This window comes from Alicyclobacillus acidoterrestris, assembly GCF_022674245.1.
Lineage (GTDB): Bacteria > Bacillota > Bacilli > Alicyclobacillales > Alicyclobacillaceae > Alicyclobacillus > Alicyclobacillus acidoterrestris.
Map to the genome: position 1 here is coordinate 3,231,069 of NZ_CP080467.1, position 24,992 is coordinate 3,256,060.

General features: G+C 54.6%; 24 protein-coding genes and 1 pseudogene. 8 read left to right on the plus strand and 17 right to left on the minus strand.

Features of this window, described 5'->3' with window-relative positions:
* Positions 1-36: 36 nt before the first annotated feature.
* The 6 genes from dusB to K1I37_RS15950 form a co-directional block, all read right to left on the minus strand.
* Entirely contained in the window at positions 37-1,023 is a 987-nt protein-coding gene (dusB, locus tag K1I37_RS15925; protein ID WP_021295076.1) for a tRNA dihydrouridine synthase DusB, read from the minus strand.
* 234 nt (positions 1,024-1,257) lie between these two features.
* Entirely contained in the window at positions 1,258-1,494 is a 237-nt protein-coding gene (locus K1I37_RS15930; RefSeq protein ID WP_021295074.1) for a TM2 domain-containing protein, read from the minus strand.
* A 219-nt stretch (positions 1,495-1,713) separates the two neighbouring features.
* The gene (locus tag K1I37_RS15935; RefSeq protein WP_021295073.1) at positions 1,714-2,712 is read right to left on the minus strand and encodes a D-alanyl-D-alanine carboxypeptidase family protein; all 999 of its coding nucleotides are present in this window, start codon (positions 2,710-2,712) and stop codon (positions 1,714-1,716) included.
* 56 nt (positions 2,713-2,768) lie between these two features.
* Positions 2,769-3,434 carry a metal-dependent transcriptional regulator gene (locus K1I37_RS15940; RefSeq protein WP_021295072.1) on the minus strand — a complete coding sequence of 222 codons (666 nt, stop codon included), beginning with the start codon at positions 3,432-3,434 and terminating at the stop codon, positions 2,769-2,771.
* Position 3,435: 1 nt separating this feature from the next.
* Positions 3,436-4,116 carry a fumarylacetoacetate hydrolase family protein gene (locus tag K1I37_RS15945; RefSeq protein ID WP_021295071.1) on the minus strand — a complete coding sequence of 227 codons (681 nt, stop codon included), beginning with the start codon at positions 4,114-4,116 and terminating at the stop codon, positions 3,436-3,438.
* Positions 4,117-4,323: 207 nt separating this feature from the next.
* Entirely contained in the window at positions 4,324-4,767 is a 444-nt protein-coding gene (locus K1I37_RS15950) for a BrxA/BrxB family bacilliredoxin (RefSeq protein ID WP_021295070.1), read from the minus strand.
* Between the two features lie 205 nt (positions 4,768-4,972).
* On the opposite strand from K1I37_RS15950, the gene hemE reads away from it, so the two are divergent.
* The 3 genes from hemE to hemG all read left to right on the plus strand — a co-directional run bounded on the left by hemE (position 4,973) and on the right by hemG (position 8,478).
* Entirely contained in the window at positions 4,973-6,007 is a 1,035-nt protein-coding gene (gene hemE, locus K1I37_RS15955) for a uroporphyrinogen decarboxylase (RefSeq protein ID WP_021295069.1), read from the plus strand.
* Positions 6,008-6,111: 104 nt separating this feature from the next.
* Positions 6,112-7,041: a ferrochelatase gene (gene hemH / locus K1I37_RS15960; protein ID WP_021295068.1), complete on the plus strand. Its 930-nt coding sequence runs from the start codon at positions 6,112-6,114 to the stop codon at positions 7,039-7,041.
* Complete coding sequence (gene hemG, locus K1I37_RS15965; RefSeq protein WP_021295067.1) at positions 7,042-8,478, plus strand: protoporphyrinogen oxidase; 1,437 nt, start codon at positions 7,042-7,044, stop codon at positions 8,476-8,478. It begins immediately after the preceding gene.
* A 9-nt stretch (positions 8,479-8,487) separates the two neighbouring features.
* Here hemG and K1I37_RS15970 read toward each other — a convergent pair whose 3' ends face one another.
* Positions 8,488-9,780 (minus strand): beta propeller repeat protein, encoded by a 1,293-nt coding sequence (locus tag K1I37_RS15970; RefSeq protein ID WP_021295066.1) that lies wholly within the window; start codon positions 9,778-9,780, stop codon positions 8,488-8,490.
* Between the two features lie 435 nt (positions 9,781-10,215).
* On the opposite strand from K1I37_RS15970, the gene K1I37_RS15975 reads away from it, so the two are divergent.
* The 5 genes and pseudogenes from K1I37_RS15975 (at position 10,216) to K1I37_RS15995 (ending at position 14,946) form a co-directional block, all read left to right on the plus strand.
* Positions 10,216-10,986 (plus strand): TSUP family transporter, encoded by a 771-nt coding sequence (locus K1I37_RS15975; protein WP_021295064.1) that lies wholly within the window; start codon positions 10,216-10,218, stop codon positions 10,984-10,986.
* A 19-nt stretch (positions 10,987-11,005) separates the two neighbouring features.
* Positions 11,006-11,530 carry a GNAT family N-acetyltransferase gene (locus K1I37_RS15980; protein WP_021295063.1) on the plus strand — a complete coding sequence of 175 codons (525 nt, stop codon included), beginning with the start codon at positions 11,006-11,008 and terminating at the stop codon, positions 11,528-11,530.
* Between the two features lie 41 nt (positions 11,531-11,571).
* Positions 11,572-11,760, plus strand: a pseudogene (locus K1I37_RS21995) (hypothetical protein); the annotation flags it as partial.
* A gap of 79 nt (positions 11,761-11,839) precedes the next feature.
* Positions 11,840-12,340 carry a cation:proton antiporter gene (locus tag K1I37_RS15990; RefSeq protein WP_021295061.1) on the plus strand — a complete coding sequence of 167 codons (501 nt, stop codon included), beginning with the start codon at positions 11,840-11,842 and terminating at the stop codon, positions 12,338-12,340.
* Positions 12,341-12,588: 248 nt separating this feature from the next.
* A complete protein-coding gene (locus K1I37_RS15995; protein ID WP_021295060.1) occupies positions 12,589-14,946 on the plus strand; it encodes an EAL domain-containing protein in 2,358 nt (785 codons plus the stop codon).
* Here the strand turns inward: K1I37_RS15995 and K1I37_RS16000 are convergent, their stop codons facing one another.
* The 10 genes from K1I37_RS16000 to K1I37_RS16045 all read right to left on the minus strand — a co-directional run bounded on the left by K1I37_RS16000 (position 14,947) and on the right by K1I37_RS16045 (position 24,836).
* On the minus strand, positions 14,947-15,171 hold the full coding sequence (locus K1I37_RS16000; RefSeq protein ID WP_021295059.1) for a hypothetical protein: 225 nt from the start codon (positions 15,169-15,171) through the stop codon (positions 14,947-14,949).
* A 127-nt stretch (positions 15,172-15,298) separates the two neighbouring features.
* On the minus strand, positions 15,299-15,949 hold the full coding sequence (locus K1I37_RS16005) for an MBL fold metallo-hydrolase (RefSeq protein ID WP_021295058.1): 651 nt from the start codon (positions 15,947-15,949) through the stop codon (positions 15,299-15,301).
* A 42-nt stretch (positions 15,950-15,991) separates the two neighbouring features.
* On the minus strand, positions 15,992-16,441 hold the full coding sequence (dtd, locus tag K1I37_RS16010; RefSeq protein ID WP_021295057.1) for a D-aminoacyl-tRNA deacylase: 450 nt from the start codon (positions 16,439-16,441) through the stop codon (positions 15,992-15,994).
* Between the two features lie 12 nt (positions 16,442-16,453).
* On the minus strand, positions 16,454-18,625 hold the full coding sequence (locus K1I37_RS16015) for a RelA/SpoT family protein (protein WP_021295056.1): 2,172 nt from the start codon (positions 18,623-18,625) through the stop codon (positions 16,454-16,456).
* A gap of 31 nt (positions 18,626-18,656) precedes the next feature.
* Complete coding sequence (locus K1I37_RS16020; protein WP_031217814.1) at positions 18,657-19,175, minus strand: adenine phosphoribosyltransferase; 519 nt, start codon at positions 19,173-19,175, stop codon at positions 18,657-18,659.
* 66 nt (positions 19,176-19,241) lie between these two features.
* Positions 19,242-21,227, minus strand: coding sequence for a single-stranded-DNA-specific exonuclease RecJ (gene recJ / locus K1I37_RS16025; protein ID WP_021295054.1), 1,986 nt, complete (start codon positions 21,225-21,227; stop codon positions 19,242-19,244).
* Between the two features lie 7 nt (positions 21,228-21,234).
* Positions 21,235-22,146: a cation diffusion facilitator family transporter gene (locus K1I37_RS16030; RefSeq protein ID WP_021295053.1), complete on the minus strand. Its 912-nt coding sequence runs from the start codon at positions 22,144-22,146 to the stop codon at positions 21,235-21,237.
* A 109-nt stretch (positions 22,147-22,255) separates the two neighbouring features.
* Positions 22,256-23,179, minus strand: a complete 924-nt coding sequence (gene secF, locus K1I37_RS16035; protein ID WP_021295052.1) for a protein translocase subunit SecF — start codon at positions 23,177-23,179, stop codon at positions 22,256-22,258.
* Positions 23,163-24,449 carry a protein translocase subunit SecD gene (gene secD, locus K1I37_RS16040; RefSeq protein ID WP_021295051.1) on the minus strand — a complete coding sequence of 429 codons (1,287 nt, stop codon included), beginning with the start codon at positions 24,447-24,449 and terminating at the stop codon, positions 23,163-23,165. The genes secF and secD overlap by 17 nt, the downstream gene beginning before the upstream one ends.
* Positions 24,450-24,587: 138 nt before the next feature.
* Positions 24,588-24,836, minus strand: a complete 249-nt coding sequence (locus tag K1I37_RS16045; protein WP_021295050.1) for a post-transcriptional regulator — start codon at positions 24,834-24,836, stop codon at positions 24,588-24,590.
* Positions 24,837-24,992 lie beyond the last annotated feature (156 nt).

The window sequence follows — 24,992 nt, forward strand, 5'->3', positions numbered from 1 at the left end:
ATAAAGCCGTCCATCATGGTGATTTTGTGTAAATTCTCACGCACTCCGTTGGCGCAACATGTCGTCCAAGTACGTGAGCAACGCGTGCTCCATACCTTCCATCGTCGTCTGCTGATTGATAACCGTCCGCATCTCGGCCGAACCGGGCAGCCCTTTGATATACCACGCGGCATGTTTGCGCATCTCTCTGACGCCGATAACCTCACCTTTGTGCTCCACGAGCAGATGCATATGGCGCAGTGTCACCTCAATACGCTCTTGAAGGCCCGGCCCCGGCAATTTCTCGCCCGTCTCCAAGAAGTGGGCGATTTCGCGGAAAATCCATGGGTTGCCGAGTGCCGCGCGGCCGACCATCACCGCGTCGCATCCTGTCTCTTCGAGCATCCGTTTCGCATCTTCCGGACTCGCGACGTCGCCGTTGCCGATAACCGGGATCTTCACCGCTTCCTTGACGCGGCGGATGATGTCCCAGTCCGCCTGTCCCGAATACATCTGTTTTGCCGTCCGGCCATGCACGGCAACCGCTTGGGCACCAGCCTCTTGGACGGCGAGGGCGACTTCGACGGCGTTGACGTGATCGTCATCCCAGCCCTTGCGGAACTTGACCGTCACCGGCTTGTCCACGTGGCTTGCGACCGCGCGGACGATCTCTGCGGCGTAGTCAGGATTCCTCGCCAATGCCGCACCAGAACCATTTTTGTAAATTTTCAAGACCGGGCAGCCCATGTTGATATCAATCAAATCGGCGTTCGTCTCGCCAACCATTTCGGCTGCCTTTTCCATCGACTCTTTATCATAGCCCATCAATTGCAACGAGACGGGCTTTTCATCCGGCAAAATAGTCAACATCCGCTGGCTTTTCGCACTGCCGTGAACCAGCGCCTTATCGCTTACCATTTCCGCGCAGACCATTCCGGCCCCAAGTTCCTTGGCCAAGATCCGAAACGGCGGATTGCACACGCCGGCCATTGGCGCCAAAATGACCGGGTTATCGAGCATTACCCCGGCAATATTCACCTTCATTTATTGAAACGCTCCTTTGCATCCGAGTGCTGAGGCGTCGCGATGTGATGCGATTCGCGACGACAGCCGGCCCTCGGTCAGTTTCCGCAAATACACGAAGTAACTATCAACGTCATCTGTGCGATTCTGTCGCAACGTTCTCAGGACAATCACATTAATTATACGCGCCCATGTGGCGCGCATCAACCGACCCCCAACCTCTGCCAATTACACGACGGGTGACACCCCTCAGCGTCAGCGCCGCCACGTGGATCCGGCCATACCTGCCGTCAAGAAGAGGTCTATCAACCACCAAATGCCGACAATCATCATCAGTAGGTGCCCGACGACAATGCTCATCGTCAACATTCCAAAAACCGTGAGCGCAAGCATGGCCACACCGCTGCCAACCCGTCCGCAATACATTCTGTGGATACCTAAGTAGCCAAGGAAGAACCAAAGCACATACGCCAATGCAACCGATTTTTGCATTCCTTCGCCCCCCGCGAAAGCGCGTTGATACAAGTTATGCCAGCACGGCTTGTCAACTTGCGCACGCGGACAACTGCCGGTTGCACAGTGGCGTACGACCACATTCAATGGGGTAACCGCTGAATCACCCATCATGCGAAACAGGGTTACAAACCGGGCACACGGCCGGCCAGTAACCCTGTTTCAGCGCTCTTGTCGCTTGCTGACGCGCGCATCGCGTCACTTGGCAACAGGCAATTCATATTTGTCGACAGACCAAGCGCTTGATTCAGTTGGCGCTTCTCCGGACGGCGTGTTTCCAGAGGGAGTTTCTCGCAGATCGGTATCGCCATCGGTCGTGTCAGACTCAGATGTGCCAGGGAATCGTCGATTCGACCAAGACAAAAGACGCACGGTCTCGCGGTACATATAGTTTTTGCGTGGTGCGCCGAGAACGACGCTAATGCGGACGTGACCATGTTGTTTGACAGCTGTGGCGAGGCAGTACATCGCCTTCGCGGTGTAGCCTGTCTTGCCGCCGATGTACTCCCCAATCGACGTGGCCTGGCTGTAGAGCAGTCGGTTCGTGTTGCGCACAGATTTGCCGTCAACCATGTGATTTGTCGTCTGCATCGCCTCGACAATCCGTGGATATTTAATCGCTTCCGCCAAAATCAACGCCACATCTTTCGCGGACGTTTCATGGGCATCTGCATGCAAACCGTTCGGCGTGACGAAACGCGTGTGCGTGCATCCCAAGAGCCGCGCCTGAACGTTCATCATGCGTGCAAACCCTTCTTGCGATCCGCCCACGGTCTCAGCAATCCCATACGCCACGTCGTTGGCGCTTTTCATCAACAGCGCCTTGAGCGCATCGTCCGCCGGAATTTCCGTGCCGGGCTTCACCCCTAAGCGGACCTTTGGTTGATGCGCTGCTTCCGTGCCGATATAGATAGGATCATTTGGCTGCAGATGCTGGACGAGCAAAATAGCCGTCATCAGCTTCGTCGTACTCGCCGGATACATTGGCTCATCCGCGCGTTTATCGTAGAGCACTTGCTTGGTCGTTGCGTCATAGACAATGGCGGCCTTCGCGTTCACGTACGGGCCAGTTGACGAAGGCGTCTGTGCGGCAACGACGTTCGCTCGCCCGAACAAAAGCCCCAGCATCCCGGCAAAGGCCGTGCACAAAAGGAGTGTCCGTTGGACCCACCATAGGGATCGCATGTGTCGTCGCATGCAAACGCCCACCTCTCTCTCATTCTCAGTGATTAAGGTGGGCGTTTCGGCAGTTTTTATGCTTCAACCTCGCGAACCAGAATTCGCAGGGCCACGTTTTCATCCAGCGAGATGACTTCGCCTCGCACTTCGACAGGAATACCCGCTTGAAATCGATTTTGCTCCACAACCCGCAAACGCTCGCCGGGTACAAACCCCGTCTTATCGAGATAGCGCAGCAAATCGAGATCTTCCTCCGCGAGTTCCACAATACGAATCACTTCCACGGTCGTACCCGCTTGGACCTCCGACAATGGAACCCCTGTCGGCTGGATATAGCCCGTGCCAGGGATGACATTACCGTGTGGACACGTCGTCGGATTTCCCAACAATTCCGCAAGTCGTTCTTCGACCAGCGGAGATAAACTGTTTTCTAACCGACCCGCCTCGACGTGGGCATCCGCCCAATCCAGGCCCAGCTGATCTGTCAACCACCGCTCCAACAGTCTGTGTCGGCGAACAATCTCCTCTGCTCGAGCCAACCCAGATTCCGTCAAAACGACTTCCTTGCCGTCCCCAGTCGTCACGTAACCCGCCGCATTCATGCGTTGCAGCGTCTGCGATACCGTGGGGCGCGACACGTTTAGATAATCCGCCACTTTTGACGCAAGGACGGTTTCACCTTCCGCATTCAATACGTAAATTGCTTCGAGATAGGCGTCCATCGCATGTGATCGAGGCACCTCAATCCCCCTTCCCGGCCACATTGTGCCGTACCTTAAAATCTGCCCAGGTCTGTCCGTTCATATAGAATCGACCTGTGTCTCCGTCACGGAGCGGTCCCACCCCAGCTGGGGTTCCAGTAAATAAAATATCGCCTTGTGTCAGGCCAAAGTGATGGTGCACGTGCTGAATCAGTGTGTCAAAGTCGAACACCATATCGGTCGGATGTCCTGTTTGCACGATTGCGCCGTTCAACTCAAATTGGAATGTGGCGTCCCTTACCTGCGAAAAGTCGTCAAATTGATAAAAGTCGCTGACGACAGCTGATCCGACAAACCCTTTGGCCAATTCCCATGGGTGGCCTTTCGCCTTCAACTTGTCCTGGGCATCCCGATCCGTCAAATCCAACCCAAGCGCGACTGCCCCGACCACGTCGCGCGCAGTCGAAGACGCTGTCACAGGTTGTGCGATATACAGGACAATCTCCAATTCGTAGTGAATTGACGTCCGATCCGCCGGCAATGTCACAACCCCTGTTGCAGCAGACAGCGAATGTGTCGGCTTTGCAAAAATCATCGGCTCAGTCGGCACAGCGTTGTTCAGTTCATTCGCGTGTTCGCGATAGTTGCGCCCCACGCAAAAAATATTGCGAATACCAGGAAATACGTCGTCCGCAGAACGCCAATCGTTGAAGTCTCCCAAGGCAATTCTCCTCACTGGTTTTGGGGATAGTGTAACACAGTCATCACCGAGCAACGTCACCATGGCAGAAATCATTCCAAACAAAAAACACACGAAAACGAGCCGAGCAAATCCGCTCGACTCGCTAAGGTTATCGTGCCGACGACGAGGCTTCCCCAGTCTGCCTGCACGCCCTGGTTGACCACAAAATCAACCGCGAAAGATAGATCAGTGGGACTTCACGCTGCAATATTCGTCAAACAAGGCGGTGAGCTTGGCAGCCACAGCTTCAGCTGTCGAACCTTCGATGTCACTGCGGTGCAGAACACCAACCAATTCTCCATCCTTGAACAGAAACATCGACGGGGACGATGGCGGCATGTTCGTGAAGAACGAACGAGCGCGTTCCGTCGCCTCTTTATCCTGACCCGCGAAGACCGTCACGAGCCTATCCGGCAGCTTGCTGTTCTCCAGCGCGAGCGCGACACCCGGACGCGCGATACCCCCTGCACAGCCGCACACAGAGTTCACGACAAACAGTGTCGTACCCTCTTTTTGCGCCATGACTTCGTCTACTTCTTCAGCACTGCGGAGTTCGCGAAAACCGATTTGCGTCAACTCATCTCGCATCGGTTGAATCATCATCTGATAGAAATCCAGTTCCAAACTCATGAGCCAAACCTCCTTGTCGGATCATTCTCCTACATTATACCCCCGTTCACAAGCAAATGACAGTTTGGCGAACGTCACGTGAAAATTGTCCAAGAGATAGGTGTTTTGATTTGCAAGCGGCCCGCGAGGTCGGTATAACAGGAGAGGATAGCTTTACAGGAATCGACAAGTTGCGTCAAGTTTACTGGATTGGAGTTCGTTACCTTTGTTCAACGACACATTTTTACGCGCCTGCCGACGAGAAAAAACGGCCACAGTCCCTGTCTGGTTCATGCGCCAGGCTGGGCGTTACGACGCCGATTACCGGGCGATTCGCGAGCGTTACAGTTTAGTGGAAATCTGCGAGCATCCGGAAGTCTGCGTGGAGGTCACCAAGATGCCCGTTGAAAAATTGGGCGTCGATGCTGCGATTTTATTTTCCGACATCATGATTCCGGTCGGTGCCATGGGCCTACCTTTTGAAATCCGTGAACATGTCGGGCCCATTATTGCAACGCCCATTCGACACGAACGCGACGTGGAGCGGCTAGAAGTATTTGACGCGAAAGAAAAACTTCCGCACGTCCTGCAGACAATCGAACGACTCGCCAGCGAGTTAACTGTGCCGCTGATCGGCTTTGTTGGCGGCCCGTTTACGCTCGCCAGCTACATGATTGAGGGGGGGCCTTCGCGCGATTACCTCAAGACCAAGCAGATGATGGTCGCCCGTCCGGAATTGTGGCAAAAGTTGATGGACAAGCTGGCAGATATGGTCATCCGCTATGCCGGAGAGCAGGTCCAGGCAGGCGCACAAGCGCTGCAAGTGTTCGATTCCTGGGTAGGCAGCCTGGCGCCAAGTGATTTTGTCCAGTATGTAAAGCCGACGATGCAACGCATCTTCGCAGGGTTACAACCGCTCGGTGTGCCCTTAATTTACTTCGGTGTCAACACTGGAGAATTACTTGGGGAATTCGCGACCACAGGTGCCAATGTGATTGGCGTCGACTGGCGTGTCCCCCTCGCGAACGCGCGCCAACGTGTCGGATCAGATGTGGCTCTGCAAGGCAATTTTGACCCTGCCATGCTGTTCGCACCTGCCGCCGAAATGAAGCGACGCGCAATCGATATTTTACAGCAGGGCACGAAGGACCCCGGTTTTATCTTCAACCTGGGTCATGGTGTCAAACCGACCACGGACATCGCGGCGTTAAAATACCTGGTCGACGTCGTGCACGAATTTGACGTCAATCGCGGCGTGTAACCAATCATGCCCTGGCATGCGACTGGCCAAGGCTCCTAGATTTAGAGACGGTTGTTGACCGAATGTACATCTACTGACCATGGACTGACGAGGAGGGCTAGCCGATGACGACGCCACTTGGAGTGCTTGTCATGGCATACGGTACGCCGCACAATTTGGAGGAAGTGCTTCCTTACTACACACACATTCGACACGGTCGCGCACCATCAGACGAACAGCTGGCGGATTTAATTAGACGTTACGAAGCCATTGGCGGCGTTTCCCCACTGACTGAAATTACACAGGCACAGGTGCGCGGCCTTGAACAACTTCTCCACGCAGACGGTGGGCGAGACGTATCGCTCTACCAGGGGATGAAACATATCGCGCCATTTATCGAGGACGCCGTCGAACAAATGTATCAAGACGGCATCACAGAAGCCGTCGGCATCGTGCTGGCACCCCACTATTCGAAAATGAGTGTCGGGGCTTACGAAAAAACAGCGCTTGAGACGGCGAAGAAGCTGGGTGGTCCGAAATTCCGCTTTGTCCACCAGTGGCACATGGAACCAGCATTTCTCGACGTGTTGACCGCTCGCGTGGGCGAAGCGCTCCATTTGTGCGCCAATCCAAAAGACGCGGTGGTCGTATTTTCTGCCCACAGCCTGCCGGAGCGAATTCTCCAGACGGACGACCCATATGTTCGTCAACTTCACGAATCTGGCGAAGAGGTCGCGCGCCGCTTGCAGTTGAATCATTATCAATTCGCCTGGCAAAGTGCGGGGCAAACCGGCGAACCTTGGCTCGGTCCAGATATTCTCGACGTCCTGCGAAGCCTCAAGGAACAAGGTGTGAAGGAAGTGGTCTCGTGCTCACAGGGGTTTGTGGCCGACCATCTCGAGGTTTTGTACGACATCGATATTGAAGCGAAGCAGGTGGCAAAAGAACTCGGTATTCATCTTGTGCGCACGCGCCAGATGAACGATGATCCAGAATTTTTGCGAGCACTTCGAAATGCAATTAGAAAGTGCGAACAGCAAGGAGACGTGGAGTAAATGACCTATCGCGTCGCCGTCATCGGCGCTGGTATTACGGGACTCACTGCAGCCCGCCGCCTATGTAAAGATGCAAGATTGCAGGAACAAAACGTGGAAATCACCGTGTACGAGGCAAGTGACCGCATTGGCGGCAAGGTGATAACTTATCGGGATGGGCGGCTCACCCTCGAAGGTGGTCCCGATTCCATTTTGGCGAGAAAGCCTGCAGGCATCAACTTGTTGCGCGAGCTGGGACTGGCTTCCGAGGTGGTCGAACAAAACCCGGCGTCCACGCACACCTATATCGTGAAAGACGGTAAGCTCCGGTCTATGCCGCGTGGCACGCATATGGCGATTCCACGGGATATTTCTACGTTCATGGAATCCGATGTACTCTCCGCCCAGGGCAAATTCCGCACGCTGTTCGACCTGTTACTCCCCCGCACAGACCTGTCAAAAGACGTTTCCTTGGGCCACTTCTTGCGCACTCGACTCGGCGACGAATGGGTAGACGGACTGGCCGAACCACTGCTTGCAGGCATTTACGCGGGAAATATCGACGAGCTCAGCCTACAGGCGACATGGCCACAGTTTGGTCAGCTTGCAGACGAGTACAGAAGTCTCATTATCGGAGCGCGCAGCATGCGCCCAAAAGCCGCACCCGCAAATCAAAATGGCCGCAGTGCATTTATCACGGTCAAGGGTGGATTAGAAACCGTGATCGAGCGTTTGGCAGACGAGCTCGAACCTAACGTGACAATCAAAAAATCTCACCACATTTCAAAGCTCGAACAAACATCAGAAGGCTACCAGCTGACAGTCGAGACGAACGGCGATGTCACCACTGCAACATTTGACGCTGTCCTCGTCTGCACACCCGTCAAGGCGATGAAACGGTTGCTCGATGTGCATTTACCGGCGAGATCGAAACAATTTGACGTACCATACGTGTCGACCGCTACGGTCATTCTCGGCTACCCCGCCGACAGTGTCGATGTCGATTTAAGTCATGCGTCTGGGTTTCTCGTCCCCCGAACGGAAAACCGCGCGATCACGGCGAGCACATGGGTATCGAGCAAGTGGCCACATACGACAGATGAACGATTTGTCATTCTGCGTTGTTATGTGGGTCGCGCCGGTCAACAAGCGTATTTGTCGCTCGACGACGTGGAGATGGCTAGACTCGTCCAACGCGAAGTGCGTGAATTAGTAGGGCTTTCGGCATCACCTGCTTTCCACAAAGTGACACGCTGGAATGACGCGATGCCAAACTATCCTGTTGGTCACCTGAGTCAATGGGCGAACTTAGAAGAAGATATCCGTGCGAGCTTGCCTGGTGTTTGGGTAGCCGGTGGTGGCTATCGAGGGTTGGGTCTGCCAGACTGTATTGTTCATGGCGAAGAAGTTGCAAAAGCGGCGCTTTCCTATCTCACACAACAAGTTCGCAGCCGCTAAATCGACTCGTCAGTTCGAGCGCAACGCCCACGTAATCCCCCCGTCCGTCGTGGCGAGAAGAATCGTCTGGCGATAGTCGCGGGATTGCAAATACGCAAACCCGTCCGTCTGGGAGACAAATTGAAGGCTGAGAATGCGCGGAAACTGCGACAACGCGCGCTCAAGCTGGCGAGAGGGTATCCAAACCCACGACGCGCCTGCGTCGTGGGTGACAATCAGCCGACTGTCGCGAATGGTGAACCCCGAGTCGGCATCCAGCCAGGCGATAGGCGTGCCCCAGTAATCGGACACAGCGAAATCGATGGTATCCACCGGTTCAGCAAACATGGATGTCTTACCAGCCTCTGTCCAAAACACTGCGGTGTGCACCACGGCGTGTCCCGATTGAAACCCAACGTAACGCGCAACAAATGTCCCGGTGCCGTCGTCCCGAACAGCCGGCGCGTAAACTTGTACACATCTGAAGTGGGCGAATGAAGGCGGACTCACGACGACGTGGCATCGCCAATTAGCGCCCCCATCCTGCGTCGAAAACTGGCGCACTTTTCCGTCAGGCCATCGCGCGACAATCCACCCTTGCTCAGGTGTGACGAACCGAACAACCGCTTGTACGCTACCGCCAAGTGCAGGTGCCCGCGTCGAGCCATCGACACGTTGAACCTGCGTACGTGCTACATCCGCGAGTTGAATATGTAGAAGCAAGGCAACCTTTCCTGATGTCGCATTGCTCAGAACGACCCATCCGTCGCCATTCGAAAGCATACTAACGCTATGTATCCGCAAATTGTCGTCAGGTAGACGAAACTGGTGCTGTGACCAAATCTGTGCCTTCGATTCACTCGCAAGTACCGTCAGTTGCCGCGCACTCTGCGACAGCACAAAGAGGGCGCCTGGTGCCTTGACTTGTACGAACGGGGTAGCACTATCCACGTTCGATGCAACGGAGGACATCCAGTTGGCGGGTAACGACACGGCTTCCCAATGGCGTCCACGGTCACCTGTGTGTTGTAAGGCAAACTGCGTGTTCCGGAACCCCCATCTGTATCCTTCCTGCGAAGTGACAAAACGCGTATTGTACCATGTATTGCTCCGCTTCAGTTGGCTGAGCCGCACAGGTGCTGGTATCGCGGTATCCACCGCAAGCGGGGAGCCTTCTGCGCGATATTCTGTTCGATATCCTGTCGACGACACCTGTGCGCGCGTGACGTTCGCTCGGTGTGGCTGCGCTTTCACGCCGCACCCAGTCGTCATCCAAGCGCAGTTTAACGATAAAAGGATTGGCAACACCCTGTGCAAACGCATGCCATCACCTCGCTCCAGTCGATTGCGGATTGTCTAAATAGCATGGCTGAGCGGATAAAATCCATGCACACATCCATCAATTCATCCGAACATCGAGTAAAGGGCCACACGTGGGCGTGTGACCCTTCCTCTGCATGACGACGAATCGCTTGTCATGCTAGTGCTCGGTTGTGCCTCAGTACGCGCCGGTTGCACCGCCCGCGTAGCCGCCGTAAGGAACCAGCAGGATGAACAGGACAAAGATGATCAAGAAGACAACTGCCCATTGTGTATACCCGCCAAATACTCCGTACATAAAAGCACCTCCTTGCGCGAAGATACTTTATGTTACGCAACCCTATCGGCAGACGAATGGACGCATGTCGCGGGGATTGTCAATTCTCGGTATGGAGCGCTACAATAGGTGGGATTTGACGAGGGAAGGGCCGGATAAACTTGTTGTACGCACATCACGCCACCATCTATATCATACTTGCTGTCTCGGGCCTTCTGTCAGGATTCATCGATTCGACCGTCGGCGGAGGTGGCCTCATCTCCCTACCTGCGCTACTATTTGTCGGATTTCCACCAGCGGCGGCACTCGGCACCAACAAACTAGCAGGCACCATGGGGTCTTTGACCAGCTCCCTATCCTATCTCCGATCAGGCAAAGTCACGTACCGCGTCGTCCTCGTGGCTTTCCCACTCGCCGTGCTCGGCGGTGCCACTGGCGCCGTGGTGGTCCACCATCTGCCCTCATCCTTCTTGCGCCCGCTCGTACTGATACTTCTTATCTTGGTCGCGGGTTACACATTCTGGAACAAGCGCTTGGGTTTAACGGAAAACCGAACATCCTTGACGCGGTCTGTCTTTCTGTTCGCCTGTCTGGCTGCGCTCGTCGTCGGGTTTTACGACGGTTTCTTCGGCCCGGGCACTGGCTCCTTTTTTATGATGATTTTCGTGCTGCTCGGATTTAACTTTGTCAACGCCAGTGGCAACGCCCGAACACTGAACTTCGGGACGAATCTCGGCGCACTAGGCGCCTTTGTGACAGTCCACGCCGTCGATTACCTCGCTGGCATCATACTCGGTGCAGGTATGGTCATCGGTGCCATTATCGGTTCGCAATTCGCGATTCGGCGCGGCGCGAAGTACGTGCGTCCGCTGTTCATTGGCGTGACCTGTTTCGTCATTCTGCAGCAGTTGTATACGTTGATTTCGCCGTGATCAAAGTGGGTGTACGAACATGCTAGAAACCTCGCGGCTGTTCTTCCGACCGTACCAGATGAAAGACTTTCAATTTTATTTAAGCCTGTGGCAAGACCCTGAAGTCATTCGCTTTATCGGCTCTGGAAAAGTGCGCTCCAAAACCGACTTAAAGCTGAACTATCCATATTGGCTATCCAAATCTGAACTGGGCAAAGGCGTGCTCGTCACCGTCTTCAAAGCCACGCAACAGCCAGTGGGCCACGCCGGATTAGTTCCTCAAGAAATCGATGGCCAATTACAAATGGAGCTAGGCTATTGGGTATCCAGGCGCTACTGGGGCTTAGGCATCGGAACCGAAGCCGCTCGCTTCTTTCGCGACTTGGCGTTTCGCGAACTGGGGCTGCACCGACTGGTCAGCTTGATTCAACCGGAAAATACGCGTTCGATTCACGTGGCGCAAAAGATAGGGATGCAATTACAAGACAAGACCACATTTCGCGGCACCCCAGTGAACCTCTACGCGATAGAAAAAGCGGATTACGAAACGTTACACAAGTACTAGACCTGTCCCGCACAACATACCATGGTGCGGGAGGTGGCATCGTGAATGATACCCTGTTCGTCTTTTTGCTGATTCTAGCCGCGTCCTTCGCCTTCAGTTCGCTGCTCACCCGCATTCCCCTGCTGCGTATCCCGTCCACGGTCGGCTACTTGTTGTTTGGCATCATTCTGCAATCGAACCACGTCCATATGTCGCATGACGAAGTGGCATGGCTGAACCACCTCGCAGACTTTGGGCTTCTGTTCCTGATGTACATCTCCGGAATGGAAATTGATATGCGGCAACTCCGTCCATCGAGCGAGCATCGCATTGCTGTCCGTAACCGCAGCACTAGCGGACTTCACTGGCGCCGAACCGATTTTAGGCAGCTTTCTTGTCGGGATGCTGGTATCGGCCTTACCTTTTGCATTCAAGGAAAAACTTCGCGACTACAGCCACGGCATCGGCTATGGCTTTTTCATACCGCTATTCTTCATCTCCGTCGGCCTGGATTTCGATTTTCGCTCCCTTGCCGCTGGCCCGACGCTTGTTTGGATCCCGATTTTTATCTGCGTCGCCTTCGCGGTAAAGCTGATTCCTTCACTGCAACTCGTCAGGCAATTTGGCTGGCGCCAAGCGCTCTCTGGCGGGTGCCTGCTCTCTGCGCGGCTGAGCCTGATTGCGGCGGCCGCTCAGATTGGCGTACAAATTGGCGCGCTTTCGTCATCACTTGCGGACTGCGTCATCCTCGTGGCGGTCATCACGAGTCTCGTCTCCCCCATCACCTTCGTCACATTGTCAACGAGAGCCAAGGGTTCTCTACAGTCGTAAATCGAGAAAGTGATTTCAAGGTGATTTCAATGCTCGCGTGGCATCATACGAAGTGTGCAAGACCCCTTACTCCGATATGGCGCAATGCTTCGTGGCATTGCGTCCTTTTTTTCGTCAAATCAAGGTCGAATCAAGAGGATTTCAGTAAATGAACGTCGAAAACGAGATGTGGTTCTTCTCGGCAATTTTGTCACCTATCTTTACGCTCGACATTCACATTCGACCTCATGATTAGGCGGTGGCAACGCGTGAGCTCTGAATTTACGTCGGTCAACCGAGATCCGTTGACCAATCTGCTCTCCCGCAGTCAGTTCTTACGAGCTATGGGCACTCCAATGCCCCACATATCGTCGTCGTCGATTGTGTTTATTAACCTTGATCGATTCCGACAGGTGAACGAAAACTTTACATATGGTGTGGGTGATCAGATTCTTCGGGAAATCGCACGGAGAATCGTGCAACATTGCCCCAGTGAATCCATGATTGGGCGTTTCGGCGGAGACGAATTCGTCGTGGCTTGTTTCAACTTGCCGGGTGAAAGTACGCTTGCACTCGCAGAGCGATTGCTTCACGCCATTGCGGAACCACATCGCCTGGGGCATCACGACATCGTCGTTACAGCTAGCATTGGCGTTGCTGCGAACGCGTCAGGTAGTGAGCTGGAGCCCACGCTCGTGATGGCCGAATCAGCCGCGAAGCGCGCGAAAGACGCAGGGAGAAATCAGGTATGTGTTCACTCGACGACAGAGACGGACCTTCCATTGACCCCGCTCATCGTCGAGACGATGTTGCGCAATGCACTGAACAATCACGACTTGGAGATCTATTATCAACCAAAAATACAGGCAAAATCCATGCAGGTCATTGGCGCGGAAGCGCTTTGCCGCTGGCGGCACCCGGAGTACGGAGAAATTCCGCCGCATCACTTTATTCCGGTGGCCGAAGCAAGTGATTTGATATTGCCCATCGATGCGTATGTGCTGCGTTCCGTCTGTGAACAAGGTGCACGGTGGCTTGCGGATGGGTATCGCGTGCGCATGAGCGTCAATGTCTCCAGCAGGCAGTTTATGCAGCCGGATTTTCCAGATCTCGTGCGGCGTATCCTACGTGAAACCAAGATGGATCCCAACTTGCTCGAACTGGAAATCACCGAACGAACCGCGATGCAAGATGTCGACAACGCGGTGCATGTACTGACCGAACTGCGGAACCTAGGCGTTCGTATCGCCATTGATGACTTTGGCATCGGCTACTCGTCACTCAGTTACTTAATGCGTTTTCCCGTCCAAACGATTAAAATCGATAGGTCGTTCACGGCTGGCATTCAAAGTGCTGTCAACCAAAACCCAATCATCGGCGCCATTATCTCGTTGGCAAAGTCACTCAATTTAAACGTGGTCGCCGAAGGTGTCGAGACAGTCCAACAATTCGACTTCCTCCGCGACAATAAGTGCGATGAAATCCAAGGCTATCTATTCGGTAAACCTGTTCCGCCGACGTCATTCCGCCTCACATCGTTCGAAGCATCCCCGCAACCGCGCGGCGCATATGCTTTGTGGCGAGATCACGATGCGTTGTCACTGCAGTTAGCTGAACACGAGTGGCTGGAGCGTGTGGGAATGGCCGTCCAAAAACGGCCGCGCCTTGGAGAGTTGGTGACAACTCTGCCTGATTGCATCATGGAGCGCATCCCGTGCGACCGGTTTAGCATCGAGCTCATGGGTGAAGACGGCCAATACTGCGCCATCCACGAAGCTTCGATGCGCGACGACATACCTGCACGCGTCGTTGGGACACTCATCCCGACAACCAAAAGCGGCCTCTCATTTATTCAGAAGACAAAATCGTCTTCGCTTTGTGGGGATTTGCTGCGTGAACCCGAATTTCCCGAGGATTACGAACTAGGTGCACAGGGTGTGCGCAGCATCGTGCGCGTACCGCTCATGCGGGGACAAGAGGTCTACGGGATGTTTACACTGCAATCCAGCCATCCCAACTTGTACACGGATGATGACCGGAGATTGCTCGTGCGTTTGTCCACGCGTTTAGGCGACACCATTTACGCCGCTTATCTGGACGAACTTCGCCAACGACACAGCTACCTGGACCAAACGACGAAATTCTACACGCGCAGTTTCTTCAGTGCACTCAGGGTCGCTGAAGAGCCCGTTACGGTACTCGAACAAGTCTGCCAACATCCGTACGCGAACCATTTCGGCGACGTTTCGCTCGTTTATGTTTCTATCGTGAACACAGAGCACTTGGAAATCGAACAATGGGAGCAAGCGATGGCCGTGCTCGCGGAAGTCACTCGTTGCAACCTCCGTGAAAACGCGTTGCCGTTCCGCATCGAGAGCAATGCGTTTATCATCATCATGTTTGGTGAGGGACCATTACAAGTCACACATTTTGTACGGCAGCTGATGGAGCAACTGAGCCTGATGCAAATGCGGGCAAAGTTGTTGGGAGATCCGAGCCAGGCTTTTGACGTACGGCTGGGCGAGGCACAGGGGCCATGGAGTTCTTTGTCCGAACTATATTCGAGTGCCCTCAGGCAAGCCCAGGAACTTCCCCCGCTCGGCCAGCGTGGAGACCTCGTGCGCTAGTCACCTGTGGTGAAGGACTTTAAACTGATTGACCGCGCCACACTCGGGGCACTGCAGTTGAACAGAGCATTCTACATACTCGCCCTTCTGGTCACTCACCGCAATGGTGGCATCCACTTCATTTCCGTGGACAAGGATGACATTGCCGAACACGTCGCCTGTCCATGGAATGATGGTATCGCATGCAAAACACGTGTGTGTCGCGTGAATTTCGTGGTTGATCATCGTCTATTCGCCTCCTGCCTACGCGTAGCATGAGCGCTGTACGTGCATTCCATACCATCAGAAAATCCGGGTCCTGCGAGTGAAGCACACCCACAAGACCCGGATTGAGTTCAAAGCCATATACCGTTTATTTTCCGCCGCGAGCCGCAATTCGCAGAAAGCGATTCTTCTCGCGCTCTTCAAGCATGGTCGAATCGCCGCCATGACCTGGATACAATTGCAGTGCATCATCCCAGGCGAGAATCCGGCGCAGCGAGTCCTCCATCGCCTGCGGGTCGGACTCCTCCAAATCCGTCCGCCCCACCGTTCCTTTAAACAGCGTGTCCCCGGTTATCGCCAATGTGTCAGAAACAAAACACACACAGCCAGGTGAATGTCCTGGCGTATGCCAGACCGTAAACTTCAGCGAGCCCAACTGCAACTCGTCACCGTCGCGAAGCACCCCATCTGGTGCCCGCAGCGGTGGCACTTCCTTGCCAATCCAACGCAACGTGTTGGCCGGCGTCCGCTCCCAGATCTCCACGTCGTCGACATGGACAAACGAAGGACACTGATACCTCTCACGCACCAAATCGACGCCTACGACGTGATCGAAATGTGCATGTGTATTCCAGTTGGCCACCACGCGCAAGCCGTGTTCCTCGACATAGGCAAAGACTTCATCCAGGTACGTATCCCCTGGGTCGACAATCACCGCCGGGCTTCCCCGCTCCAACGATTCGGAAACGACATAGCAGTTCGATCTCAGTGGACTCATCACAAAACGGCGTATTTCCATTCAGAGATGCCTCCTCACATGCCCACCAACACACGAAATGGGTCAAAACTGCTTGGCGCTGTCGAGCAAAATGGTGACTGGACCGTCGTTGACCAGATGGACGTCCATCATCGCGCGAAAGACGCCCGTTTCGACATGCAGGCCAAGCGCCCGCAACTTTTCGTTGAAATACTCATAGAGTCGATTGGCCTCTTCCGGCTCTGCTGCCGCAGCATAGCTGGGCCTGCGGCCTTTGCGCACATCTCCGTAGAGCGTAAACTGGCTCACGGACAAAATCTGCCCGCCTGCTTCCGTGATATCACGGCCCATTTTCCCCTCGTCATCGGGGAATACCCGCAGATGTGCCACCTTATCCGCCAAGTAATCAGCATCGGCCTCTGTGTCGCCACGGCCAACGCCGACGAGTAAGACGAGCCCGGCGTGAATCTCTCCCGTCACCCGGCCCTCCACTTCAACCCGCGCTGGACCACTGCGCTGCACGACAATACGCATTCTCCACGCTCCTCACTGAACCATTCTTCGGACGCTGTAAATATCCTTAAGCCGCTTCAATCGCTCGACGACGCTGCGCAGGTGATCTAAATTGCGAATCCGAACACTCATGTGAATATGCGCGATTTTCTTCGCATCGGCACGCGCACTCACGGCTGTAATGTCGGTCTTGGTCTCGGCGATGGCGTTCATCACTTCGTTCACAAGCCCATTTCTGTCGAGCGCCGTAACCTCAATTTCAGCATTGTACGACCAATCCTTGTTCGTCGCCCACTCGACGTCCAGCGCACGCGTTCCATCCGCTATCAACGATTTTACGTTTGGACAATCGGTCCGATGAACCGACACGCCCCGCCCGCGCGTGACAAAACCAACAATCTCGTCACCCGGCACGGGATGGCAGCAGCGAGCGAAACGAATCAGCAGATTGTCCACGCCTTTTACGCGCACGCCCGTGTCACTCGGTTTTTGTTGCGTCTTTGACGTCAACGACAGAGAATCGAGCGGCTTCTCATCCAACGTCTTCTTGTGTGCCTCAACTAACCGCGTGACGACTTGTGCGGCGCTCATGCCACCGTATCCGACAGCTGCAAACAAGTCCTCTTCCTTCGTGAAGCTGAACTTGTGCAACGCCTCGGTCAAAAATGGCGTATTCATCAATTGTTTCGGGTCTAAGCGCTGGCGAACGATTTCCTTTTCAATGAGTTCTCGCCCACGCGCGATGTTTTCCTCGCGCTTTTCACGCTTGAACCACTGACGAATTTTACTTTTGGCCTGTGATGACTGGACAATCTTGAGCCAGTCCCGACTCGGTCCGTAACTGTGCTTGGACGTGACGACCTCGACGATGTCGCCGGTGCGCAACCGATAATCAAGGGGTACCATCTTCCCATTGACCTTGGCTCCAATACAGCGATTCCCGATAGCCGTGTGAATGCGATACGCGAAATCGATTGGAACAGACCCCGCCGGCAATTCAATCACGTCGCCTTTTGGCGTGAAGACGAAGACCTGATCAGAAAAGAGGTCTATCTTGAGCGTCTCCATGAACTCCTGCGCGTCGCGGAAATCCTGCTGCCACTCAAGCACTTCGCGGAACCAGGCGAGCTTCTTCGCAAAATCCCCGTCGGCGCGCTGCGACGTCTTGCTCTCCTTGTAGACCCAGTGCGCGGCAATCCCGTATTCGGCGGTCTGGTGCATCTCCCAAGTGCGAATCTGAATCTCCAGCGGTTCGCCGTTCGGACCAATCACAGTCGTATGAAGGCTCTGATACATATTGGCCTTGGGCATCGCAATATAATCTTTAAAGCGCCCCGGCATCGGCTTCCACATGGTGTGAACCACACCCAGAACACCATAGCAGTCCTTGATATTCTCGACGGTGACCCGAACGGCGAAGAGGTCGTATATTTCGTTAAATTCCTTATGCTGCGTGGTCATCTTGCGATAAATGCTGTAAATGTGCTTGGCGCGCCCGCTGACCTCCGCCTTCAAATTCATCTCCGTGAGTTTCTCACGCAAGAGATCCATCACACCGTCGATAAACTGTTCACGTTCCTTGCGCTTGCGAGCCATCAAGTTGACAATGCGATAGTACTGCTGTGGATTGAGGTAGCGAAGCGAAATGTCCTCAAGTTCCCACTTTATCGTATTGATGCCCAGTCGGTGTGCAAGCGGCGCAAAAATTTCGAGCGTCTCGCGCGCTTTCCGCCGCTGTGTATCCGGCGTTTGATAGCGAATGGTTCGCATGTTGTGGAGCCTGTCCGCCAACTTGATAATTAAGACCCGGATGTCCTTGGCCATCGCCATGAACATTTTCCGCAGGTTTTCCGCCTGCTGCTCTTCGCGCGAGTCGAATTTAATGCGCTTGAGCTTGGTCACGCCGTCGACCAATGCAGCGACTTCCGCCCCGAACGTCTCCACAAGGTTGGCGTCGGTGACGTCCGTATCCTCGACCACATCGTGCAACAGCGCAGCCATCACCGCCGGCGCATCCAACTGCAAGTCAGCCAAAATAGAGGCGACGGCGAGTGGGTGGGTGATATAAGGTTCGCCCGACATCCGCTGTTGTCCCGCATGCGCCCGTTCTGCAAACAAGTACGCCCTGCGGACGTTCGCCACCTCTTCTGCGCTACAATAGGTCTTCAGTTTTTCACATAGCGCGTCAATCGTCGTTTCTGACATCGGTTTTCCCCCCCACTCGCCTCATCGCAAGTTAGTCTTCATATTTTACCAGTGTACAAACTGGGATATCATCGAGTTTTGAACGTCCGTTTAACGCTGACAGTTCAATGAAAAATGCCGCGCCAACGACCTCGCCACCGAGCTTGCGAACCAATTCCATGGTCGCTGCCATCGTGCCGCCCGTCGCCAACAAATCGTCTGCCAAGACGACTTTTTGGCCAGGGCGAATGGCATCCGTATGAATTTCCAGGATATCCCGTCCATACTCCAAATCATACGTCACCGACACGGTTTGTGCAGGTAGTTTGCCGCGTTTGCGGACCGGTACAAAACCAACGCCTAAGGCATAGGACAGAGGCGCCCCGACCACGTAGCCACGGGCTTCGGGCCCAACAATGACCTCTGCGCCCCAAGCCTTTGCCTGCTCCCCGAGTTGGCGAATAGCCGTACGGTAGGCTTCACCGTCCGCCAACAATGGAGTGATATCCCGAAACAGAATTCCTTCTTTCGGGAAGTCTGGAATGTCTCGAATCAAACTGCGATAGTCTATCGTCAATCAAGTTCGCTCCTCGTAATGACTGTGCGGTGACTGTAACCGAACAGGGTGATTTCGCTTTTATAAGAACGGCACAAAGTGCGTTCTCAAATGCGCTTGGTAGGAGAGTGCCTCGCGCAAATCGCGCGGACCTGCAGCCTCAACAACATGATACGTACCATTATGACACTCGGCAAACCCTAACTCCACAAAAGTCGACAAAATCACCTCGACTTTGGCTTCTGTCTGACCTGGAACCAGTGTCGCGAACACATCTCGCGAGACAACCCGCGCTTTCAACAAGTGTCGATAGAAAACGGCGAAGACGTCTCGAAGCACCGGATCCTTTAGGCGCCATCCTTGCACGGCGCGCAATTGGATCCTTCGGTTGCCGCGCCACACATTCTCTTCTAATTCGACGACGACGGCGACCAAATCGCCGCTCGCAATATCTGATTTGGCGCCATCAGGTGCCTGAAACCAAACCACGTCCGCCTCCGATTTTCCCTCCTGCAGGCGAAGTCGAAGGTGTGAACCATCCCCTAAAGATGCGACGGACTTGACAATAGCTGGTCCAATGAAGAAACGCAATGGATCATTTTCCGGCCCGTGTGGAGCAAATCGCGACGTCCACTCCAGCGTCTCCAGCGTCACTTCCTCCAGCGGCAAAAAATCGTCCGCCACCATGTCCTCGCTGTCCCCATTTGCGTGCGGCGCAGCCTCGACGACGGCCGCAAACGCCTCGCGAAAGGCCTCCACCTGCGTGCGCGACACCCCGCATCCAACTGCCGCGTCGTGTCCACCAAAGTGGTGCAGCAATGAACTGCACGCCTCCAGCGCGTCGTGGAGCGAAAATCCACTCGGTGCGCGACCAGATCCGCGCAGCACCGGCTCCCCTGCATCCGCGAGAACGATGGCGGGGCAGTTGTAGTGATCGACCAATTTTGCCGCCACAATCCCAACCACGCCAAGCGGCCACGGGCCGGCGACGACAATGCCAGACGGGCGCCCGCCTGGAGAGTGGGCCTCAACTTGCGCCTTGGCCTCCTCGACTGCCGACTCCGTTACCTTCTTCCGCGTTGTGTTCAACTGCTCCAGTGCGTCGGCCAACTCCGCGGCCTCCGTACGATTATGGGACAAGAGCAAATCAAACGCCACCATGGCGCTCGCCATCCGGCCAGCGGCGTTCATGCGTGGTGCAATCCGCCATGCCACCCCGGTGGCGGTCAGTTCGTCGAGATTGACGCGGGCTTTTTCACACAACGCCAACCACCCAGGTCGGCGACACAAGCTCAAAGCCGCAAGCCCCTCCCGAATCAGACGCCGGTTCTCGCCGCGCATCGGCATAATATCGCTGATGGCGCCAAGGGAGGCGAGGCCGAGAAGCCAATCGGCGTGATCGGATGGCTTCGCCTTGGGGCGGGACACTTGTTCAATCGCTTGACACAGCTTCCAAGCCACGCCCGCGCCGGACAGGACGATGCTGTCGTTTGGCCGTTCGTGGCGCGACCAGTGAACGACGGCGCTGCACATCGGCAAAGGCGTCTTGTCGTCCGGTTCGTGGTGGTCTGTCACAATGACGTCAATTCCGAGGTCGAGCGCCAACTCGATGGCCTCGTGAGCGCGAATCCCATTGTCCACGGTGATGATGAGACAAGCCCCTTGTTCAGCCGCGCGCTCTACTAAACCTTCACTCAAGCCGTAGCCATCGGCGACGCGCTCCGGGATGAGGCACGTCCAGTTTGCGCCCTGGGCCTCCAGTTCACTGGCCAAAATCGCGCTGGCCGTGACGCCGTCGACGTCATAATCGCCGACAATCACGATGTGCTCACCGCCTGCAAGCGCAGTCTGAATTCGTTCCACTGCCTGGCGCATCTCTTTGAAATCAAACGGATCAGAATACTGTTCACGGGCATAGAGAAACCGACGAGCTTCCTCGGGGGTCTTAATGCTACGTGCGACCAACCACCGCGCCACTCGTCGAGGTACATCTAACGCTTTGGCAATTGCCATCGCCAGGTCTTCCGGGACGCCGGCGGTCAGCCAAAGCGGGGTCTGTGTTGACACGTTCGTCCTACCTCTCTTCTTCTCCGTAATATGGATTGACGTGGACGAACACGTCGAGAATACCGTCAAACTGCTGTCTCATCTGGGACCGCACAGCCGCGGCAATGTCATGTCCCTCCGCCACTGTGATGTGGGCGTCGACGCCGATTTCCAAGTCGACGACGACATACTGCCCGTGGTCCCGTACGCGAATTTCATCGATGCTCCGTACCCCTTCCACGGCCTCCGCCGCGCGACGGTAGGGCAAAAGGTCCTGCTCTTCAAGCACGACCCTGTCCATCAAACTCTGCAGCGAATCCTTGGCGATTTCTATTGCCATCCGCAACACGAGGACGGCGACAAAAATCCCGGCCACCGAGTCCATGTACAAAAGCCATCGAATATGTAGGTGATGTCCTAAAAGCGACAACCCGATGCCGATAAAGGCCGCTAAAGACGAGTATACATCTGATCTATGGTCATAGGCACTGGCAATTAAACTCTTGCTTTTCAACCTTCTGCCGAGACGAATATTAAAGTGATACAACAACTCCTTGACAATCATCGCGGCCAACGCCGCATACGCCGCGATGCTCTCCGGACGAGTGGGGCTGTGAAACAGCGACGTGGCAGACGTATACCCAACCTCGACCGCAGCCGCGACGAGAAACCCAGCGACAATGGTAGAAGCGATGAGTTCCGCTTTGCCGTGGCCATATGGATGGTCTTCATCCGGCGGCTTTCTGGCGATGCGCAGCCCAATAATCACCGCCAAGGAACCAATCAGGTCGGCAGCGGAGTGGACCGCGTCCGCAACCAGCGCCTCACTTCCCGCGAGAATCCCGACGACGCCCTTGCCTACCGCCAACAGAATGTTGACGACCGCGTTTGCATACGCGACACGGGTTCCACTTCTCTCATCTCTTGTCAGGGTACTCAACAGCCTGCCTCCCACCTAAATCCAATCTCCATACACACAGCCTACCCGACTCTGGCCTCAAAGATAAAGAAAGCGCCCCAAAAGGAGCGCTTGTCATTCCACAACACAATTACACGAGTTCCGTTTTGGCCGTTTCCTTGCGTTTGCCCCGCTTCAGCGAGCGCCCGCGCATCAGAACCCACAGCGGGCTCGCAATAAAGATGGAACTGTACGCACCAGATACCAACCCGATAATCAACGCAAAGGTGAAGTTGCGAATGGACACGCCGCCGAAGAAATACAAAATGACTGCGGCGATCAGGACCGTGACGACCGTGTTTATCGATCTCGACATCGTCTGCCACAGACTTCGATTGACGAGTTGCTTCAGCGTCTCGACATCTTTTGGTTTGACAATCTTCAAATTCTCACGGATGCGGTCGAAGATGACAATCGTATCGTTAATCGAATAACCGACAATCGTCAAGACCGCCGCAATAAACGTCAAATCCACCTCGCGCCGCAAAAGGGCAAACGCCGCCAACACGATGAATACGTCGTGCAGCAAGGCGATAATGCCAGCTATCGCGAAGCGGAACTCAAACCGAATGGCGATGTAGACGACGATAAACGCCGCTGCGATAAGCACCGCGTACACCGCCTTGTGCGCCGTTTGCGTGGCCACAAACGGATCGACAGTCTGTACACTGTCTGGCAAATCCTTGCCGAAATACGCCTTCTCCGCGCCATCTAATTTGTTCTGCTGCGCACTCGTCAGCACTTCCGGGAAGCGAACGACCGCAACATTTTGCCGCGTGCCTGCGACCGTAATCGATGTATCCCTCATCGGGACGCCGATAGACTGAAACATCTGCCCGACTTTTTCCTGATTGACTGGCTGCGAAAATGAGATCTGCACACGCGATCCCGCTTTAAAGTCAGTCCCCAAATTGAACCCAAATATCGCGAAAACGACGATACCGGCGACCGTAATGGCACTGGAGAGGAGTAAGAACCACTTGCTCAAACGGATGATATCAAACTTTGGTTTCATCGTTCTTCAGCACTCCTTTCCCCACGCCGTACCACCACGGACGACGAATCGCATTGGAATTGGTAAACGTGAACAAAAGCACCCGACTGAGGAGCACGGCGGTCAACAAGCTGACGATGATACTAATCATCAACGCGGTGGCAAAACCGCGGATGTCCCCTTCGCCAAACGCATACATGACCGCACCGGCGATAAACGTCGTCGCGTTCGAATCCAAAATGGTGCGCAAGGCGTTTTTGTTCCCAATTTTGACAGCGGATTTCAAACTGCGGCCGTTGCGCATCTCATCCTTGATTCGCTCGTATGTGATGATATTCGCGTCAACCGCCATCCCGACGCCAAGCACCAAGGCCGCGAGTCCCGACAGCGTGAGCACGATGTGCATGCCGTCAAACACTGCAATCGTCACGTAGCCATAAGCGACCAACGCCAAGTCGGCGATGAGACCCGCCATCCGATACATCACAATCATAAAGATGAAAATCAGCACCATCGCGGCAAGTCCTGCCCACAATGTAGCCTTTAAACTCTCTTGTCCGAGCGACGGGCCTACACTCTGCTGGCTGACTAAGGACAAGTTATACGGAAGGGCGCCCGCATTGATGGAGTTCGCCAACTGGTTACAAGCTTGTACCGTGTTTAAGCTCGGCCCGGAAATGACACTGTCGCCCGAGTACATCTTTTGCTTGATGACTGGGTCGGTCAGTAGCTGGCCATTCAAAAACACATAAATTGGTTTCTGATAATACTGTTTGGTGATGTTCTCCCACTGGGTCGGATTTTTGAACGAAATCGCGACTTCGTTCTGTCCAGTATTTGGGTCTTGAACCCACGTTGCATTGCTTTTTAAATCACTGCCTGTGGCGAGCAATTTTCCAGCCGGACCGGTGATTTTACCGGTTTTTTTGTCTATCTTGGCACTTGAATAAATCTGCAGTTGCGCAGTGGTACCAATCACCTGCTTCGCGTGCGCCTGGTTAAACGTGCCTGCGAGTTGCACCCGCAACTCGTTTTGTCCTTCCAGGTCAATCATCGGCGACTCCGTACCTATGCTGTTGATGCGATTTTCCACCGCCTGAACGAGCGCCTGTTTGCCGCTCTCGGTGATTGGCTGTCCGGGCAGCGGCTCTATTTTGTACAACAGGTCAAAGCCACCTTGTAAATCGAGCCCAAGCGGGATCGATTTCCATAGGTTCGTTACTGAGCCGGCAGTCCCACCAAGAATGACTGCGGCCATCAGCAAGAACGCTAAAAAGCGTCCCCATTTCATAGATTGTCCTCCTTACGATCGGTTCACGGGGCAAACATTCCGAATACGCATAATGGCATAACATGTCCAGTATACGCAACGCCAAAATTCGACGTCAAACCATGCTTGTTAGCAATACAGCAAAAGTGTGCCACTTGTCTACAGTTCGCCACGAAAGGCCTCAATCGTCTGATAGTTCATAAAGTCCATCACGCGGATGGATAAAATGAAATCAACAATCCGATGGATTGGCGCATCGTTCGGCAGTTTGGCGCACACAAAGCGCCAGACATCGTCCAAATTCACCTCTTCATAACCCAAGAGTCGAAACTCTTCAACCTTCGTGGCGCAGAGGCTCATCAACTCAGTGATATACGGGCGAATATGAGGCGCTTCTTGCGGATTCACATGGTTGCCTCCTTCTTACTAGCCAGGCTGAAATCTTCCACAAAGATGGTCCACATTCCTTTTCCAGCGCCGCTCTGCTACATGGACTAGACGACACATTGTCCGCATATGGATTAAGGACAGCCTAGGCCTGTATGGCAAGCGTACCGCAATAGC